Genomic DNA, 15,912 nt, shown 5'->3' with positions numbered 1-15,912 from the left:
ATGGCCCGCTCCGACTACGTGATCAATCTCTACGCTTACACGCTGAACCGCACCGCGCAGGAGGCCATGGCCGAGCTTGCCGATCACGGGTTCGAGGCCTTCGAGCTCATGATGTATCCCGGCCATCTCTGGATGCCGGACATGGACGCTGGCGCGCGTGCCGCGCTGCGCAAGTTCATCGCGAGCCGCAACCTGCACATCCAGTCGGTCAACCAGCCGAATATCGACATCAACATCGCGGCCGCCGCGCCGGAGATGCGGGAACATTCGATCAGGATGATGGCCCGCATGGTCGAGTGCGCCGGTGAATTCGGCGCGCGGCAGGTGCTCATCGGGCCCGGCAAGGTCAATCCCCTGATGCCGATGCCGCGCGACCAGCTGATTGGCCATTTCTACCGTGCGCTCGACCAGCTTGTGCCGCTGGCGCAGAAGGCGGGCACGCAGGTTCTCGTCGAGAACATGCCCTTCGCCTTCCTCCCGGATGCCGAGGGTCTGCTCACGGTCGTCGAGGGTTACGGCTCCGACGACGTGGGCATCCTCTACGATCTCGCCAACGGCGCGTTCATCAAGGAAGACATTCGCGCGGCACTGAAGCGGTGCGGCGACCGGCTCAAGCTCGTGCATCTCTCCGATACCGGCACGAAGGTCTACAAGCACGACCCGGTCGGTCACGGGACGATGGACTTTGGCGCGCTCATCGAAGACCTCGCCGCCATCGGCTGGACCGAGCGCCCCGTGCTCGAAATCATCGGCGTCTCCGAGCAGCCGAGCGCGGAAATACTCGACAGCATCCGCCGCCTCGAAGAGGTCGGCTGGGCGAACCGCTTCGCGGCGTGAGCCTGCGCCGGCAGCCGGCGCGCCACAGCCATTGACGAATATCTGGTGTCCCGCCGCGACCAGCGACGGGCAGGAGGGAAGTTCATGCCTCGCATGAAGGGAGCCGACGTCATCGCGGACACGCTCATCCAAGAGCGCGTCCCCTATGTTTTCGGTATTTGCGGCCATGGCAATGTTGGCATGCTCGACGCGCTCTATGACCGCCAGGACAAGATCAAGCTGATCTCGCCCCGGCATGAACAGACGGCCGGGCACATGGCCGACGCCTATTTCCGGGTGGCGCACCGCCCTGTCGCAACGCTCACCTCCTGCGGTCCCGGCTCGGCGAACATGCCGATGTCGTTGGCTTGCGCGCAGGCGGATTCCTCGGCCTTTCTCGCGATCACCGCCAATGTGCCGACATCCCAATTCAACCGCGCACCGTTCCAGGAAGCCTACCAACACCATCAGGCGGATTTTCCCTCCGTCGTGCGGCCCTATGTGAAGCGCAGCTTCCAGCCGAGCCGCGTCGACATGCTGCCCACCGCGATGCGGCAGGCCATGCACCTGATGACCTCGGGCCGGCCGGGGCCGGTCAATCTCGACGTGCCCTACAACGTCTTCCAGGAGGAGGACGACGTCGAACTGCCGGCTCCCCGCAGCCTCACCGGCGCCAGCCGTATGGGGGCGAGCGAGGAGGACGTGGCGCGCACAGTGGACATGCTGCTCAAGGCGGAGCGCCCCCTGCTTTTCGTTGGCCACGGCGTCACCCTCTCGGAGAGCGGCACAGAGCTGACCGCCCTCGTCGACACGCTGAATATCCCGGTGGCGATGTCGCCGAACGCGATGGGCACGCTCGACATGACCCATCCGCTCAGCCTCGGCTTCATCGGTCGAAACGGCACCTGGGCGGCCAATGAGGCGGGCCGACGCTGCGATGTGCTGCTCACCATCGGGGCCCGCTTCGACGATCGCTCCTCAAGTTCCTGGTTGCCGGGCTATTCCTGGAACATGCCGCCCACGCGCCTTATCCATGTCGACATCGATGTCGCGGAGCTCGGCCGAAACTATGTGCCGGAACTTGGCATCGCCGCCGACGCGCGGACTTTCCTGCGGCAGGTGCTGGCGGAAATTGGCCGGCGCGGTGGGGTCGAGGCCTGCCGCAACCGCACCCGCCCCTGGGGCGAGCGTATCTCTGCCTGGAAGCAGGAATGGGCACGGCATACCGCGCCGCAATTCTCGCTGGACACCAGCCCGATGCGGCCCGAGCGCGTGGTGGCGGATGTACAGAGGGTGGTACCGGACGACACGATCCTGGTCTGCGATTCCGGCGTTCATCACAACTGGTTCATGCAGTATTGGTGCGCCCGCCGCCCGCAGCGGATGCTGAACTCCTGGGGCTTCTCGGCCATGGGGTTCGGGGTCTCCGGCGTACTCGGCGCCAAGCTCGCCTCGCCGCAGAGCCCCTGCGTCGCTGTCGTCGGCGACGGCGGCTTCACCATGACGCCTCACGTTCTGTGCACCGCCGTGGAATATGACATCCCGGTCGTCTGGGTGATCTGGAACAACTATGCCTGGGGTGCGATCCGCGACCTCCAGCTCGGGGCCTTCGGCGGGCGCGAGATCGGCACGAGTTTCCGGCATGGTCCCAACGGGGCCGCCTACAACCCCGATTTCGCCGCGATGGCCCGCAGCTGCGGGGTGGAAGGCGTCAAAGTTGGCCGTTCGGATGAATTTGCCGATGCGTTGAAACACGCCATCGCCAGCAACAGGCCTTTCGTCATCGACGCCGAAGTCGATGCCAATGTGAGGCCGACTTCCGTCGGCACCTGGCAATTGCCCCCGCTGCCCCATCCCGAGCCGGCCTTCGGCCAGCCGTGGCGTCCATAGTCGCAGGGAGCCGATCATGACCAACGCCCCTCATCCAGACCGCATCTCGTCATCGGCCGGCGAGCCGGTGCTCGCCATTCGTCATCTCATCGGCGGTGAATGGCGCGACTCCGACACGCATGCCGAGGTTCGGGACCCCTATCGCGGCGAAGTCGTCACGCGCGTGCCGCAGGGAACCGCAGCTTCTGTCGACGAGGCCGTGGCATCCGCCGTTGAGGCGGCGCCGCGCGTAGCGGCGATGCCGGCCTACAAGCGCGCGGCCATCCTCCAGCGCGCGGCCGAACTGATCGTCGAGCGAGCCGACGACATCGGCCGCTTGATGTCGCGCGAAACCGGCAAGGCAGTAAAGGACGCCATCGGCGAGGTCCGCCGCTCGCAGGATACGATGACCCTCTCGGCGCAGGAGGCCGTCCGCATCGAGGGCGCCCATATTCCGCTGGACAGCAGCGAGATGGGGGCAGGCAAGATTGCCTTCATGCTCCGCTTTCCGGTCGGCGTCGTGGGCGCCATCACACCGTTCAATGCGCCGTTCAACCTGGCTTGCCACAAGGTGGGGCCCTCTTTCGCGGCAGGCAATGCGACGGTGCTGAAGGCGCCGCCTCAAGCGGCAGGCGTGGTGCATCTTCTTGCGGAGATCATGGTGGATGCCGGCATCCCGGCCGGCGCACTAAATGTCGTGCATGGCGGACGCGAGGCCGGACAGGCGCTGGTGCGCAATCCGCGCGTCGATTTCGTCACTTTCACCGGCTCGACCCCTGCCGGTGCGGAAATCAAGGCGACGACCGGCCTGCGCCGGGTGGCGCTTGAACTCGGCGGTAATGGCCAGACCATCGTGCACGAGGACGCGGACATCGACGCGGCCGCCAAGGTCTGCGCGCGCAATGCCATGCGCATTGCCGGCCAGAGCTGCATCTCGGTCCAGTCGGTGCTGGTGCATCGGTCGCGATACGACGCGTTCGTTAGCGGAGTGGTCGCCGAGGTCCGCCAGATCAAGTGCGGGGATCCACTCGATCCGGCGACCGATCTCGGCACGCTGATCGACGAGGCGGCAGCAAAGCGCGTCGAAGCCTGGATCGGAGAGGCGGTGCAGGGCGGGGCAACGCTCCATGTAGGCGGCACGCGCAATGGCGCCCAGCTGACCCCGGCGGTTCTGACCGATGTGCGCCCGGACATGAAGATGTTCTGCGACGAGGTCTTCGGCCCGGCGATCAGCATCCTTGCCTATGACGATCTCGACGCGGCCTTTGCTCTCGTCAACGCCGGCCAGTTCGGCCTTCAGACCGGTATCTTCACCCGCTCCAACGAGGTGACGATGCGCGCCGTGCGGACCCTTCGCACGGGAGGTGTCATCATCAACGGCTCATCGACCTGGCGCACCGACCAGCTCGCCTATGGCGGTGTCAAGAACAGCGGCATCGGGCGCGAGGGTCCTCGCTATGCCATCCGCGACATGACGGATGAGCGCCTCGTTCTGTTCAACATGTGAGGCCGCCATGCGCGTTCTGGTGACAGGTGGCGGTGGATTTGTCGGGGCGGCGCTGGTGCGGCGGCTGGCGCAGCGCGGCGATGTCGCCATCGCCTTCGACCGCAGCTTCGCGCCCGACCTCGAAGAAGCGACGGACGCCGGGATTACGACTGTTCCCGGCGACATCACCGATGCCTTCAGCGTCCTGTCGGCGCTCGACGCGCATCAGCCCGACGCGGTGATCCACTGCGCGGCGATGGTGGGCGTACTCGCCTCGCTCTCGCAGGCCGAAATGCTGCGGGTGAACATCGGCGGCAGCGTCAACCTGTTTGAGGCGATGGCCCGCCGCGATATCCGCCGGGTGCTGCATCTGAGTTCGGAGGAAACGCTCGGGCATTTCCTCGCCGACCGGGTCGACGAGGGCCATCCGACGCGGCCGGTGATGGCCTATGGCGTGAGCAAGCTGGCGGTCGAAGGGCTGGGCCGAACCTACCGCGCGACGCATGGAATCGCGTGCATCAACCTGCGCACCTCCTGGGTCTACGGGCCCGGACTGCCGCGTTCGCGCGTGCCGAAGAATTTCATCGACGCGGCGCTCGATGGACGAAGCCTGCACCTGCCCCGCGGAGCGGATTCGGCCATCGACCACACCTACATAGACGACCTCGTGGACGGGGTTCTGGCGGCTCTCGACCAGCCTCGGCTCGAATTCGACACCTATAACATCGCGAGCGACAGTGCGCCTACCGTCGGGCGCATCGTCGAGATCGTCCGGGCGCTGGTTCCCGGAGCGGACATCTCGATAGGCCCGGGGCCGCTGCATCACCGCGATGACATTCCGGTGGTCCGCAAAGGCGCACTTGCCGTCGACCGCGCCCGGGAAAGCCTCGGATATTCTCCCCGTTTCGACATCGAGCGCGGGCTGGCCGCCTACGTAGCCGAGCTTCGCACGCGACACACCCCCAGCCAGGAAGCGGCAGCATGAGCACGGAAAAGCGGAAGGCGACGATCAGGCGGGGCGCGGAAGTCTTCTGGGAGGAGCCGCCGGCCCATTTTGGCGCCTATTCCAAGATGCTGGTGCGGCCGGAGAATGCCGACACGCGACTGATCGACTTCCGCATCTCCAGCTACCAGCCCAAGGGCTTCGTCGGGCCGCACAAGCATGTCGTCCAGGAGCAGATCTACTACATCCTCGAAGGCGAAGGCCTCATGGAGATCGATGGAGAGCGGACGGTGGTGCAGCCATGGACGGTCATCTTCCTGCCGCCCGGTGTCGAGCACGCGATCTACAATACCGGCATGGTCGACCTAAAATTCGTGGTGGTGACGACACCGCCCGACGATACGGCCCCGGAGTGAGAGGCGGCTTTGCGGTGAGAACCGTGACCTGTATGTTGAACTGAGAGGTCTTCCCATATTGTCGTAAATGAGGTGACGGATGCCCAAGGTCAAATCCGCTGAAGCCGAGGCCGACGCCGCGATCGTCGGCGCCACCGGCGGCGTGCAGTCGCTTCATCGGGCGATGGCCATCCTTCAATCGGTGGCACGCGCCCGGCAGGGCATCGGGCTCGCCGAACTGAGCAAGGAAGTGGGGCTTCACAGCAGCACCACCTTTCATCTCGCCAAGACGCTGGTCACGCTCGGCCTCATGCGGCAAGAGCCTGACAGCAAACGATATCGGGTCGGTCCGAGGCTCTTCAGCCTCGCATCCGGCGCGCTGGACGAGCTGGAATTGCTGAATGCCGCGACGCCCTACCTGACCGCGCTTGCGGGCGAAACGGGCGAGAACAGCCATATCGCGGTGCGCGCGGGCCGGGAGGTGGTCATCATCGGCAAATGCGACGGAACGGCCTCCATCCGCCTGGCCGAGCGTATCGGTGCCGCACGCCCTCCCCATGCGACGGCAATCGGCAAGATACTGCTTTCCGCGCTGCCGGATCCGCAACTTGACGCCTTCCTGAGGTCGATATCGCTTACGCCCATCACGCCGAAAACCATTGTCGATGGGGATCTGCTGCGGGCCGCCATCCGCGAAGCGGGGCAGAACGCCATTGCCTTCGACGACGGTGAATTTGATCCCGACGTGCGCTGCCTAGCGGCGCCCGTGTTCGATTTTCGCAACAGGATGATTGCTGCCGTCGGCATTTCGGCCCCGGTCTGGCGGCTGAGCCTGAGCCGTATCGGCGAGATTTCGGCGCTGGTCCAGCAGGCGGGACGCGACTTGTCGGCCCAACTCGGCCACGTCCCCGATTCAACGAAGCTGACTGCAGGGTAGTGCTCGCGCGGCCTTCCAAGGTCGGAAAAGAGTCGATCAAATCGGCCGTCTATTTCTTGTTATGAATTGACTTGCGATAATATCAGAAATAGCCTTCAACTTTAGGCGAGAACGGGCCCCGTAAGAGGCGCGCTCGCTGAAGCGGCCGCAGAGCCGGACAATCTGGGAATTCCGTATCGCGGGCGCCGGAACGGCCCGTCCGCGAACGGAGAGGAGGAAACGCCATGATCTCACGTCCTTCCTGGGCTCGCGCGCTCGCGGGCACCGTCATCGCTTTCTCGCTGGTCGCGCCTGTCCATGCGCAGGACTGGCCGACTCGGCCAATCGAGGATTCGGTCTGGTCGTCGGCCGGCGGCGCGACGGATCTGGTCAATCGCCTGATGGCCAAGGCGCTGGAGCCGCATCTCGGCGTCAAGGTGAACGTCGTCAACCGCACGGGCGGCGGCGGCGCGGTGGCGATGAACTATGTTTGGTCGCAACCGCATAACGGCAATTACTGGCTTGGCGCCTCAGAGGGGATGCAAACCACGGCGGTAATGGGTTTCCACACGACGAAGACCAAGGATTGGCGCTGGTACATGGTTGCGGGTGCTCCCGGCAGCCTCGCGGTTCCGGTGAACTCTCCCTTCAAGACGGTGGATGACTTTCTCGCTGCAGCAAAGGCGAGCCCCGGCAAGGTCAACGTCTCGCACAGTGCCCTCGGTTCGGTCTGGCATCTGAAGGGCGTGGCACTTGCCAACGCGACCGGCACTCAGCTCAATCTCATTCCCTATGAGGGCAGCGCGCCCGCCATGGTTGCGGCGATGTCGGGCGAAACCGCGGCTGTCATCTCCAGCGTTTCCGAGCAGGCCGAATACATCAAGGGTGGTCGCCTTCGCTCGCTCGGCCTGGTCGAGATGACGGATCAGGAGTTCCCCGGACTCGGCAAGCTTTCCGGCATAGGAAAAGCCTATCCGAAATTGAAGGATATTCCGGCACGTCAATGGGTTGGTTTTGCCGTTCCGGGCGATGTGCCGGCAGACGTTGTCACGAAGATCGATGCCGCCTTCGACCTCGCCGTGAAGGATCCGGAACTCAAGAAGATCGCCGATGACAAGCTGCTCACCATCTTCGGCACGCGCGGCGACGCCTCGATGAAGGAACTGCAGGAGATGGAAAGCGCACTGAGCTGGACGCTGTGGGATTTGAAGGTCGGTAAGGTCGACCCGGCCACTCTCGACATCGCGCGCCCCTGAGGGGGCGATCACGCCGGGACGAAGCGTTTCGTCCCGGCGTCTAGCTTTGCAGGATCTCCGGAGTGGACGACATGTCTTCCGAAAAGCCGCTCAGAAAAGCTGACTTCGTCACGTCCATTGTCTTCATGCTCCTCGGCATCGTCATGATCGTCGCTGCCAGCCGCATGCCCTGGATCGTTCAGTCCGGCGGATTGCAGCAGGACTGGTACTTGTCTCCCGGGCTATTCCCTACCGTACTCGGCGTTCTGCTCATCATCTTCAGCTCAAACGTGCTGATGCACGCCGTGCGGGGTGGGGGCTATCGGGGGCTGGGCCGTGCGGCGGCCCATGGTCTCCGGTCGGTTGGCAGCAACCACGATCTCCACCGCATGGCCATGGCGGCGGCGCTGGTCGGTCTGTATGTCTTCGTCGGCATCGGCAGGGTCGAGTATCACATCGCGTCGAGCGTGTTTCTCTTCGTCACCATGCTCGTCTTTCATCGCGCGCCGGATCGCCCCTTCACCGTCCGGGCGGTGCTCAAGCTGGCGCTGATTGCTGTGCTGGCGCCGCTGGTGATCGGATACATCTTCACCGAATTCTTCCAGGTCCCGATGCCTTGAGCCGACGACCCGTCGAGGGAGAATAGCCATGTACTTCATCGAATTCCTCCATCAGGTCGTCGCGACAGTCACGCCCATCAAGATGAGTGTGCTGTTCGGAGGCGTGATGCTGGGCATCATCTTCGGTGCCCTTCCCGGTCTCACGGCGACGCTTGCCGTCGCCCTGCTGAGCACCGTGACCTTCAACCTTCCGACCGATGTCGCGATCATCGCGCTGATCGGCGCTTATGTCGGCGCGGTCTATGGCGGCTGCCAATCCGCCATTCTGATCGGCATTCCCGGCACGTCCGCCGGGGCAGCGAGCGTGCGCGATGGTCATCAACTGGCGAAACAGGGCCGCGCCGGCGAGACCATCGCCAATGCGACGATGGGGTCCGCTCTCGGGACCATCTTCGGACTCACCATGATGCTGCTCGTCATGCCGGTGATGGTCGCGCTGGCACTGCAGTTCACCTCGATCGAGTTCTTCCTGCTCGCCGTCTTCGGGGTGCTCATCTGCGGTTCGCTGACCTCGGACGATCTTCCCGCCAAGGGCTGGATCGCGGGCATTCTGGGACTTGCCATTTCGACGGTCGGTATCGAGACCATCCAGGGCTACAGCCGGTTCACATTCGGAGTGCCCGAGCTGGCCGGCGGTATCGAATTCGTTCCGGTCATTCTCGGTGCTTTTGCAATCCCCCAGATCATCCGCGGCCTACGTGACTCGGATGGTCGCCTGGAGCGCAGCACGGTGCTGTCGAAGGTGTGGCCGGATTTCAAGTTCCTAGGTCGATGCAAGATGCTGATCGCGCGCTCCGGCCTCATCGGTGTCGGCGTGGGCGCCATTCCCGGCGTTGGCGAGGACGTCGCCGCCTGGAGCGCCTATGACGCGACCAAGCGCTCGGCAAAGGACCCGGAGACCTTTGGACGAGGCAATATGCGTGGGGTGATCGCCCCGGAAGTTGCCGCCAATGCCTGCATAGGCGGGGCCATCGTGCCGGTGCTGACACTCGCCGTGCCGGGCTCGCCGCCCGCAGCCATGCTGCTGGGTGCGATGTGGCTGCACGGGCTGCGCCCGGGGCCGATGCTGGCGATCGAATCGCCTGAGGTCATTCCCCAGATTGCGGCATTCCTGTTCTGGTCGGCCATCGCCATGGCGATCTGCGGGCTCGCAATGGCGCGGCTCTCGGTGCTCGTCCTGCGCCTCTCGCCGTCCATCGTCCTGCCGATGGTCGCCATGATCTCGATCCTCGGCTCGTACTCTCTCGGCCTGAACATCTTCAACGTCTATCTGATGTTCGGTTTTGGATTGCTGGCCTTCGTGCTGGAGGAGATGGAATATCCGGTCGCGCCGCTGGTGATCGGGCTCATTCTCGGGCAGATGGCAGACATCGGTCTTCGCCGCGCGTTGCTCTCAGCGCATGGGGATGTCTTCTCGTTCTTCGAGCGGCCCCTCGCACTCGTCTTTATGGCACTTATCCTCTACTCTCTCTTTGGGCGCAGCAGGATTGTTCGTCATGCTTTTGGTATGCTCTTCGGCCCGCTTCGCCGGAAGGGAAAAGCATCCGAGGTATAAAACGGGGCGGATACAAGCGGTCGTCGCAACACTCGAACGAGGGAGGTTGCGATGGGCATTCAAAGGCGACGTTCACACCGTTCCGGACGGGCGCCATTGCCCTCGCCGGGACGGCCGCCAGCCGCTGGGCGAACTGACCTGCAGCGGTTCTGGCTGGGGACGGCGTTGTTGTGACAGTTGCCGCGTCAGCCGCGCAACCCGGTTTGGACAGCAGCTCTCGCCCATGTCCGCTAGGTCATCGTGAAGCCTGCGCGCTACGGTGATTGCAAGCAATCACCTGTTGTCGGCCAATGGATAGCCATAGACCTTGCCGCTCTGGCTCCATGCCGCGCGGATCATCTCGGTCTGTCGTTGGTCTTCCTGAGCGCGCTTGCTCAGCGGGTCCTTCAGCCAGGCACAGAAGCCGCTGGGCTGGACACGCAGGCACCGACACATGGCGCGGATCGAAAACAGCAGGCGATGCTCGGCGATGAACGCGTACTTCACTTTGCATCCTTGGCGAAGTACGCGGCCGCTTTTTTTTAGGATGTCGCGCTCCTCCGTCACGCGCTGCAACTCGCGCTTCAGCCGACGGACCTCAGCGGCCTGATCGTCATCGCGGGGCCACGGCGGCAGGCTTGCCCTCCGCAAGTAGCGGCGCAGGGAGCGCACACGGCGCGACTGCTTCCCCGCGAAACAGCGCAGCCTCCGCTTCCGAGTTGTCGCGGCCTCAGCGACGGTGTCCGCCACCACTTCCGAGGCATCGCCGGCCTCCACCGATTTGTGCATCAGGCCCTCGCGGCGCGCGGTCGACCTCGGAGACCGGGATGGAGTGATCGGCCCGCGTCCTGGTCCTCACGTCGGGCCAGAACGTCAAGCTGGATCAGGCGGAGGGGGTAACGATGGTGGCACTTACTTCCGTCTCCGGGCTGGCCTTTCGCCCATCAGTGCCATGAAGGTGAGGACGAACAGGTAATCCATGCCCTGGGCCAGATGCCCCCCGGTGAGGGCGAGGCAGCGTAAGATCAATCCGCCGCCATTCGGCAATTCGCTTATGCCGGCGCAACAACCGAGCGCCTCCATCTCGGTCGTCAGACGATGCGGGTCGATCTCGCCGAGGCGTGGGCCGAGTACCAGCATGCTGCCCATGGCGCGATACGGCCCCAGAGGCGAACCGCCTCCGGCGAAGTCCAAGCCGCTCAGGCTTCCGCGATCCGTCGCGATCAGGCCTCCGTCCGGACCGCAAATGCGCGTGCGTGTCTCAAGTCGCTCAAAGGGGCGGCTCCGCGCTTCCGGGTCGTGTGAGGCAAAGCCATCGGAGACGATGACGCGGGCATCCGGCGCCACCGTTATCTCCATGGACGAGACGAAGCCCGCCTCGGGAAACAGAATGAAGGGATCGTTGGTCAATGCCAGGAACGAGCGCGCGCCGGCGGTGATCGAGGTCGAAAGCCGAGCGGGAGCCGCCGGCGTGCGGTGAATGACGGTCGCCGCCTGGCTTGTGAGGTGCGCCATGGCGCCGGCGCCGGCCCGTAGGTCGAGCCGCAGCCGGTCGCCACGGTACAGCCCGCCGGAGGAAGATTGGAGATAGAGTGTGGCCAGTTCCGGCAGGGTGCGATCGAGCGCAAACGGCCGGGTGATGTGGAAGGGATAAGGCACGTGCTGGCGCGTCAGCACGGTGCGTCCCCCACCGCGCGCAAAGTCGAGCGCTGCCGTCACGTCGCGACAGGCGCCCGGCATTGGATCCGTCCCCGCGGGTGACAAGAAGTCGGATCGGTCGAGCGCGACGTTCATCGAAACAGCACCGCCTTCATGATCTGGTCGGCGACATCGCCCACCCCGTCACCGCGCCGGGCGTCGGTCAGGATCACCGGCCGTTGCGCGCGAACGGACCGCGCCTCTTCCAGCATGCGCGGCAGGTCGACGCCGACATGTGGGGCGAGATCCTGCTTGTTAATGACCAGGAGATCGCAGCGCAGCGTTCCGGGCCCCTTCTTGCGCGGAATGTCGTCGCCTCCCGCGACATCGATGACGAAGATCCACCAGTCCACCAGATCGAGCGAAAAGGTGGAAGCGAGATTGTCGCCCCCGGACTCGAACAGAATGAGCTCGACGCCAGGAAAACGCGCCTCCAATTCGTCGCCCGCCGCAATGTTCAAGGTCGGGTCTTCGCGGATCACCGTATGCGGGCACGCGCCCGCCTCGACGGCTGCCACGCGCTGCGGATCGATGAGCCCGGAGCGTCGAAGGCGTTCGGCGTCCTCCTTGGTGACGAGATCGTTCGTCACCACCGCGAGGTCGACGCCGCGTGCGTGCAGGACGGGGATGAGGGCTTCGATCAGGGCCGTTTTGCCGGAACCGACCGGCCCGCCGATCCCGACCCGCGCCGCCACCGCGTGTCCCGTCGCCTCTTTGGCCCGCTGATTGTCGATCATGTTCATCGCAGCATGTACCGCTGTGCGAGAGGAAGCGTGTCATAGGGCTCGCAGGTCGCCAGCGTGCCGTCGACGAACACCTCGAAGGTTTGCGGATCGACGCGGATATCCGGGCACGCGGCATTGTGGAGCATGTCCTGCTTGGTCAGCGTGCGGGTGCCGCTGGCCGGCAGCAGCGCCTTGGAAAGGCCGAGCGTCCGGCCGATCCCGTCCTCGATCGCCAGAGGATGCACGAAGCAGGCGGAAAGCGCCGGCGCGGCGCGGCCGAAGGCGCCCCATTGCGGGCGCATCATGATCGGCTCGCAGGTCATCAGCGAGGCGGCGCTGTCGCCCATGGCGCCCCAGGCGATGAAGCCGCCCTTCACGACCAGCTCCGGCTTGATGCCGAAGAAGCCCGGTCGCCAGATGACGATATCCGCCATCTTGCCGTCTTCGAGCGAGCCGATATGCGCGGCGATGCCGAAACTGCGGGCGGCGTTGATGGTGTATTTGGCGATATAGCGCCGGATGCGGGCATTGTCGCCGAGGCCCGGTTGGTCCTCCGGCAGCAGCCCGCGCTGGTCCTTCATCTTCGAGGCGAGCTGCCATGTCCGGCAGATCACCTCGTGGATGCGTCCCATTCCCTGGCTGTCGGAGCCCAGCATCGAGATCGCCCCGAGATCGTGCAGCACGTCCTCGGCCGCGATGGTCTGCGGGCGGATGCGGCTTTCAGCGAAGGCCACATCTTCGGGGATGGCCGGGTTGAGGTGGTGGCACACCATCGTCATGTCGAGGTGCTCGTCGAAGGTGTTGACCGTGTAGGGGTTTGTCGGGTTGGTCGACGAGGGCAGGCAGTTGCTGATGCCCGCCACCCGGATGATATCGGGCGCATGGCCGCCGCCGGCACCCTCGGTGTGGTACATGTGGATGGTGCGCCCGCCGATGGCCGCCAGCGTGTCCTCCAGAAACCCGCTCTCGTTCAGCGTGTCGGTATGGATCTGCACTTGGAAGTCGAGCTCGTCGGCCACGCGCAGGCAGGTGTCGATGGGCGCCGGCATCGAGCCCCAGTCCTCATGCAGTTTCAGGCCGAGGCAGCCGGTGCGCATCTGTTCGACCAGTGAAGCCGGCTTATGGCTGTTGCCTCGGCCGAGAAAGCCGAAGTTCATCGGCCACTGCTCGGCGGCCTGCAGCATCTTGCCGGTGTTGAAGGGCCCGCCGGAATCGATTCCCACGGTGATGGGGCCTAGCGAGCCGCCGATCATGGTGGTGATGCCGCTCGATATGGCGTGCTCGACAAGACCGGCACTGTCGAAATGCACATGCACGTCGATCGCCCCGGCGGTGGCGATCAGCCCCTCGCAATCGCGGACGGTGGTTCCCTGCGAGACGATGAGGCGGGGATCGACGCCGTCCATGATTGCCGGATTGCCGGCCTTGCCGAGGCCGACGATCTTGCCGTCCTTGATGCCGAGGTCGCCCTTTACCACGCCGAGCACGGCGTCGATCACCACGACATTGCACAGCAGCATGTCGAGCGCGCCCTCCTTGGAGGTCACGCCGGCGGCGAGGCCCGCGCCGTCGCGCAGCGTCTTGCCGCCGCCGTGCAGGCACTCGTCGCCATAGACCGTGTGGTCCTTCTCGACCACGGCCACCAGCGAGGTGTCACCCAGCCTTATCCCGTCGCCGACCGTCGGCCCATACATGTGGGCATAGTCCCTGCGCAGCATCGTGACCATGGTCAGGCTCCCTTGAAACCGCCGTCGCGGGCCCGGCGCAGCGCGGCGTCGCGATCATCGGTGCCGTCGCTGAGATTGTTGAAACCGCTGATCTTGCGATCGCCGCCGAAAGCCACCAGCACCAGCGTCTTGCTCTGGCCGGGCTCGAAGCGCACGGCCGTGCCGGCGGGTATGTCGAGCCGCTTGCCATAGGCTTTCGCCCGGTCGAATTCGAGCGCCTTGTTCACCTCGAAGAAGTGGAAGTGGGAGCCGATCTGGATCGCCCGGTCGCCGGTGTTGACGGCGGTGATTTCGGTGCGTTCGCGTCCGGCATTGAGCTCGATCTCGCCGTCCAGCGGCAGCAGCGCGCCCGGCTCCAGCGTGTCCGCATCCGCCCCCTCGCGCGGACGGATGGGCTCGTGGATGGTGACAAGCTTGGTGCCGTCGCGGAAGCCGCACTCGACCTGGAGGATGGGGATCAGCGACGCCACGCCGGGCATGACATCGTCCGTGCTCAGGATCGTCGAGCCGAAGCCCATCATCTCCGCCACGCTGCGCCCGTCGCGCGCGCCCTCCAATATCTCGTCGGTGATCAGCGCGACCGCCTCGGGATGGTTGAGCTTCAGCCCGCGCGCCCGGCGCTTGCGGGCCAGTTCCGCCGCCGTGAAGATCGTCAGACGTTCAAGTTCCGTCGGGGTCAGGAGCATGAGTTTCTTCCTGCGGAGGGGAGCGTCATCAGTTCGAGAACAGCCGGACCTCCGATGTCGCATGCCGCATGGTGGCAATGTCGAGCATCGGGGTCAGGCTCTCGAAATCGTCGCATGTGAGAGGGCCGGCGCGCCCTGCGTCGTCCACCAGTCGCGCCATCAGCGGCAGTGTCGCGCGCAGGCAGCTTTGCGCCTCCACCGCGCCGATTAGGCTGAGACGGACGGCGGCGCTGGTCATGCCGGTGACAGCGGTATAGGCGGAGGCGGCGAGCACGGAGGTTTCGTCCATGCCGCAGGCCCGCCAGACCGCGCCCTGGATTACGGGAAGGTGCCCGCGCATCCGGCCGGTCTCGACCTGTCGCTTCATTTCCGCAGCCGCACCTGTGCCAAGCCGGGCATGGGCGGTGAGCAGGCCCAGCCCGTTTCGCCGCGATCCCGCCCGCTGCAGGGCGGGGATGGTCGCCGCGTCGAACCGAAGATCAATCTCGGCGAGGCGGTCCATGTCGTCGGCGGCCGCGAACGCCAGCGACACGGCGATGCGGTCCATGCCCATCCAGCGATGGGTGAGCGCCATGGCGAGGACGTTGGTCAGCCCCTCGCGATCCAGCCTCTGGCCAAGGTCGGCCAGTCCTTCGATACCGTTGGAAAAGGCAAATCCCCCGTTTGGGAACGCCGAATCCGCCTGCCACAGCGTTGCGAAAAGGCTCAGCATGGCGCCTCGTCGGCCGGGTGGGCATGCGCCTCGACCCGGCTGTCGAGACCGAGCGAGGCGAGGCGCGCCAGATAGGCCTCTTCCGGCCCCTCAAGCGCGACGTCGATGGAGCCTGCCGCGAAACGCACCCGCCAGTGCAGGTTGCCGACGTGATAGCCGAGCTCCAGTGCGGTCGCGAGATCGTGCGGCGTGATCCGCAGCCAGCGCTCGGCATCCACCTTCACCACGATCGCCCGGTTCGGCTCGAACAGCAGCACCGCGCCGTCGGTCAACGGCTCGTCTCGCGGCAGGGCGACCGCCACCTCGGCACCCCGGCTCGTCACAGCGCGGAACCGCCGCCGCGCCAGTTCAGCAGCGGGGAGAAGTAGCCACTCGACCTCGCCATGGTGCTCCAGATGATGAAGCTGTTCCGCGAAGCCGTCATCCAGTCGATGGCCCAGTACGCGATTGACAAGCAACATGGTCAGCTTTCCGAGAACGAAGAGGTGCCGGTCCGGCATCCTAGTGCGCATTGGCGCGATGGCCAGCCATGCCGGGGAGTGAGGCAAGG

At 65.3% G+C, this 15,912-nt stretch carries 15 protein-coding genes and 1 pseudogene; 9 read left to right on the top strand and 7 right to left on the bottom strand.

Features of this window, described 5'->3' with window-relative positions; translation table 11 throughout:
• The 9 genes from EV667_RS16000 (at position 1) to EV667_RS15960 (ending at position 9,835) form a co-directional block, all read left to right on the top strand.
• Complete coding sequence (locus tag EV667_RS16000; RefSeq protein WP_131836274.1) at positions 1–837, top strand: sugar phosphate isomerase/epimerase family protein; 837 nt, start codon at positions 1–3, stop codon at positions 835–837.
• Positions 838–921: 84 nt separating this feature from the next.
• Entirely contained in the window at positions 922–2,706 is a 1,785-nt protein-coding gene (locus EV667_RS15995) for a thiamine pyrophosphate-binding protein (protein ID WP_131836273.1), read from the top strand.
• 16 nt (positions 2,707–2,722) lie between these two features.
• A complete protein-coding gene (locus tag EV667_RS15990) occupies positions 2,723–4,192 on the top strand; it encodes an aldehyde dehydrogenase family protein (protein ID WP_131836272.1) in 1,470 nt (489 codons plus the stop codon).
• Between the two features lie 7 nt (positions 4,193–4,199).
• Positions 4,200–5,156, top strand: coding sequence for an NAD-dependent epimerase/dehydratase family protein (locus EV667_RS15985; protein WP_165901622.1), 957 nt, complete (start codon positions 4,200–4,202; stop codon positions 5,154–5,156).
• Entirely contained in the window at positions 5,153–5,530 is a 378-nt protein-coding gene (locus EV667_RS15980) for a cupin domain-containing protein (protein ID WP_131836270.1), read from the top strand. Before EV667_RS15985 ends, EV667_RS15980 begins: the two co-directional genes overlap by 4 nt.
• Positions 5,531–5,609: 79 nt before the next feature.
• Positions 5,610–6,446 carry an IclR family transcriptional regulator gene (locus EV667_RS15975; protein WP_131836269.1) on the top strand — a complete coding sequence of 279 codons (837 nt, stop codon included), beginning with the start codon at positions 5,610–5,612 and terminating at the stop codon, positions 6,444–6,446.
• A gap of 380 nt (positions 6,447–6,826) precedes the next feature.
• A complete protein-coding gene (locus EV667_RS15970; protein WP_165901621.1) occupies positions 6,827–7,681 on the top strand; it encodes a tripartite tricarboxylate transporter substrate binding protein in 855 nt (284 codons plus the stop codon).
• Positions 7,682–7,752: 71 nt separating this feature from the next.
• Positions 7,753–8,280, top strand: coding sequence for a tripartite tricarboxylate transporter TctB family protein (locus tag EV667_RS15965; RefSeq protein WP_131836267.1), 528 nt, complete (start codon positions 7,753–7,755; stop codon positions 8,278–8,280).
• 28 nt (positions 8,281–8,308) lie between these two features.
• Positions 8,309–9,835 (top strand): tripartite tricarboxylate transporter permease, encoded by a 1,527-nt coding sequence (locus tag EV667_RS15960; protein WP_131836266.1) that lies wholly within the window; start codon positions 8,309–8,311, stop codon positions 9,833–9,835.
• A 156-nt stretch (positions 9,836–9,991) separates the two neighbouring features.
• Here the strand turns inward: EV667_RS15960 and EV667_RS15955 are convergent.
• The 7 genes and pseudogenes from EV667_RS15955 to ureE form a co-directional block, all read right to left on the bottom strand.
• Positions 9,992–10,457: pseudogene (locus EV667_RS15955) on the bottom strand (transposase family protein); the annotation flags it as partial.
• A 269-nt stretch (positions 10,458–10,726) separates the two neighbouring features.
• Positions 10,727–11,608 (bottom strand): urease accessory protein UreD, encoded by an 882-nt coding sequence (locus EV667_RS15950; protein ID WP_245516183.1) that lies wholly within the window; start codon positions 11,606–11,608, stop codon positions 10,727–10,729.
• A complete protein-coding gene (ureG, locus tag EV667_RS15945) occupies positions 11,605–12,249 on the bottom strand; it encodes an urease accessory protein UreG (protein ID WP_131836390.1) in 645 nt (214 codons plus the stop codon). Before ureG ends, EV667_RS15950 begins: the two co-directional genes overlap by 4 nt.
• A 2-nt stretch (positions 12,250–12,251) precedes the next feature.
• The gene (gene ureC, locus EV667_RS15940; protein WP_131836265.1) at positions 12,252–13,964 is read right to left on the bottom strand and encodes an urease subunit alpha; all 1,713 of its coding nucleotides are present in this window, start codon (positions 13,962–13,964) and stop codon (positions 12,252–12,254) included.
• Positions 13,965–13,966: 2 nt separating this feature from the next.
• Positions 13,967–14,650 (bottom strand): urease subunit gamma, encoded by a 684-nt coding sequence (locus tag EV667_RS15935; RefSeq protein WP_131836264.1) that lies wholly within the window; start codon positions 14,648–14,650, stop codon positions 13,967–13,969.
• Between the two features lie 28 nt (positions 14,651–14,678).
• Positions 14,679–15,362 (bottom strand): urease accessory protein UreF, encoded by a 684-nt coding sequence (locus tag EV667_RS15930; protein ID WP_131836263.1) that lies wholly within the window; start codon positions 15,360–15,362, stop codon positions 14,679–14,681.
• Entirely contained in the window at positions 15,356–15,823 is a 468-nt protein-coding gene (ureE, locus tag EV667_RS15925; protein WP_131836262.1) for an urease accessory protein UreE, read from the bottom strand. Before ureE ends, EV667_RS15930 begins: the two co-directional genes overlap by 7 nt.
• Between the last annotated feature and the right edge of the window lie 89 nt (positions 15,824–15,912).

Source organism: Ancylobacter aquaticus (assembly GCF_004339465.1).
Taxonomy (GTDB): domain Bacteria; phylum Pseudomonadota; class Alphaproteobacteria; order Rhizobiales; family Xanthobacteraceae; genus Ancylobacter; species Ancylobacter aquaticus.
Note: the sequence above shows the minus strand (reverse complement) of the source record. Positions and strands in the feature narration are given on the sequence as shown.

Bases quoted from the DNA above. Each gene is read 5' to 3' on its own strand.
- EV667_RS16000 (WP_131836274.1), top strand. From the start codon at position 1: ATGGCCCGCTCCGACTACGTGATCAATCTCTACGCTTACACGCTGAAC.
- EV667_RS15995 (WP_131836273.1), top strand. From the start codon at position 922: ATGCCTCGCATGAAGGGAGCCGACGTCATCGCGGACACGCTCATCCAA.
- EV667_RS15990 (WP_131836272.1), top strand. From the start codon at position 2,723: ATGACCAACGCCCCTCATCCAGACCGCATCTCGTCATCGGCCGGCGAG.
- EV667_RS15985 (WP_165901622.1), top strand. From the start codon at position 4,200: ATGCGCGTTCTGGTGACAGGTGGCGGTGGATTTGTCGGGGCGGCGCTG.
- EV667_RS15980 (WP_131836270.1), top strand. From the start codon at position 5,153: ATGAGCACGGAAAAGCGGAAGGCGACGATCAGGCGGGGCGCGGAAGTC.
- EV667_RS15975 (WP_131836269.1), top strand. From the start codon at position 5,610: ATGCCCAAGGTCAAATCCGCTGAAGCCGAGGCCGACGCCGCGATCGTC.
- EV667_RS15970 (WP_165901621.1), top strand. From the start codon at position 6,827: ATGGCCAAGGCGCTGGAGCCGCATCTCGGCGTCAAGGTGAACGTCGTC.
- EV667_RS15965 (WP_131836267.1), top strand. From the start codon at position 7,753: ATGTCTTCCGAAAAGCCGCTCAGAAAAGCTGACTTCGTCACGTCCATT.
- EV667_RS15960 (WP_131836266.1), top strand. From the start codon at position 8,309: ATGTACTTCATCGAATTCCTCCATCAGGTCGTCGCGACAGTCACGCCC.
- EV667_RS15950 (WP_245516183.1), bottom strand. From the start codon at position 11,608: ATGAACGTCGCGCTCGACCGATCCGACTTCTTGTCACCCGCGGGGACG.
- ureG (WP_131836390.1), bottom strand. From the start codon at position 12,249: ATGATCGACAATCAGCGGGCCAAAGAGGCGACGGGACACGCGGTGGCG.
- ureC (WP_131836265.1), bottom strand. From the start codon at position 13,964: ATGGTCACGATGCTGCGCAGGGACTATGCCCACATGTATGGGCCGACG.
- EV667_RS15935 (WP_131836264.1), bottom strand. From the start codon at position 14,650: ATGCTCCTGACCCCGACGGAACTTGAACGTCTGACGATCTTCACGGCG.
- EV667_RS15930 (WP_131836263.1), bottom strand. From the start codon at position 15,362: ATGCTGAGCCTTTTCGCAACGCTGTGGCAGGCGGATTCGGCGTTCCCA.
- ureE (WP_131836262.1), bottom strand. From the start codon at position 15,823: ATGTTGCTTGTCAATCGCGTACTGGGCCATCGACTGGATGACGGCTTC.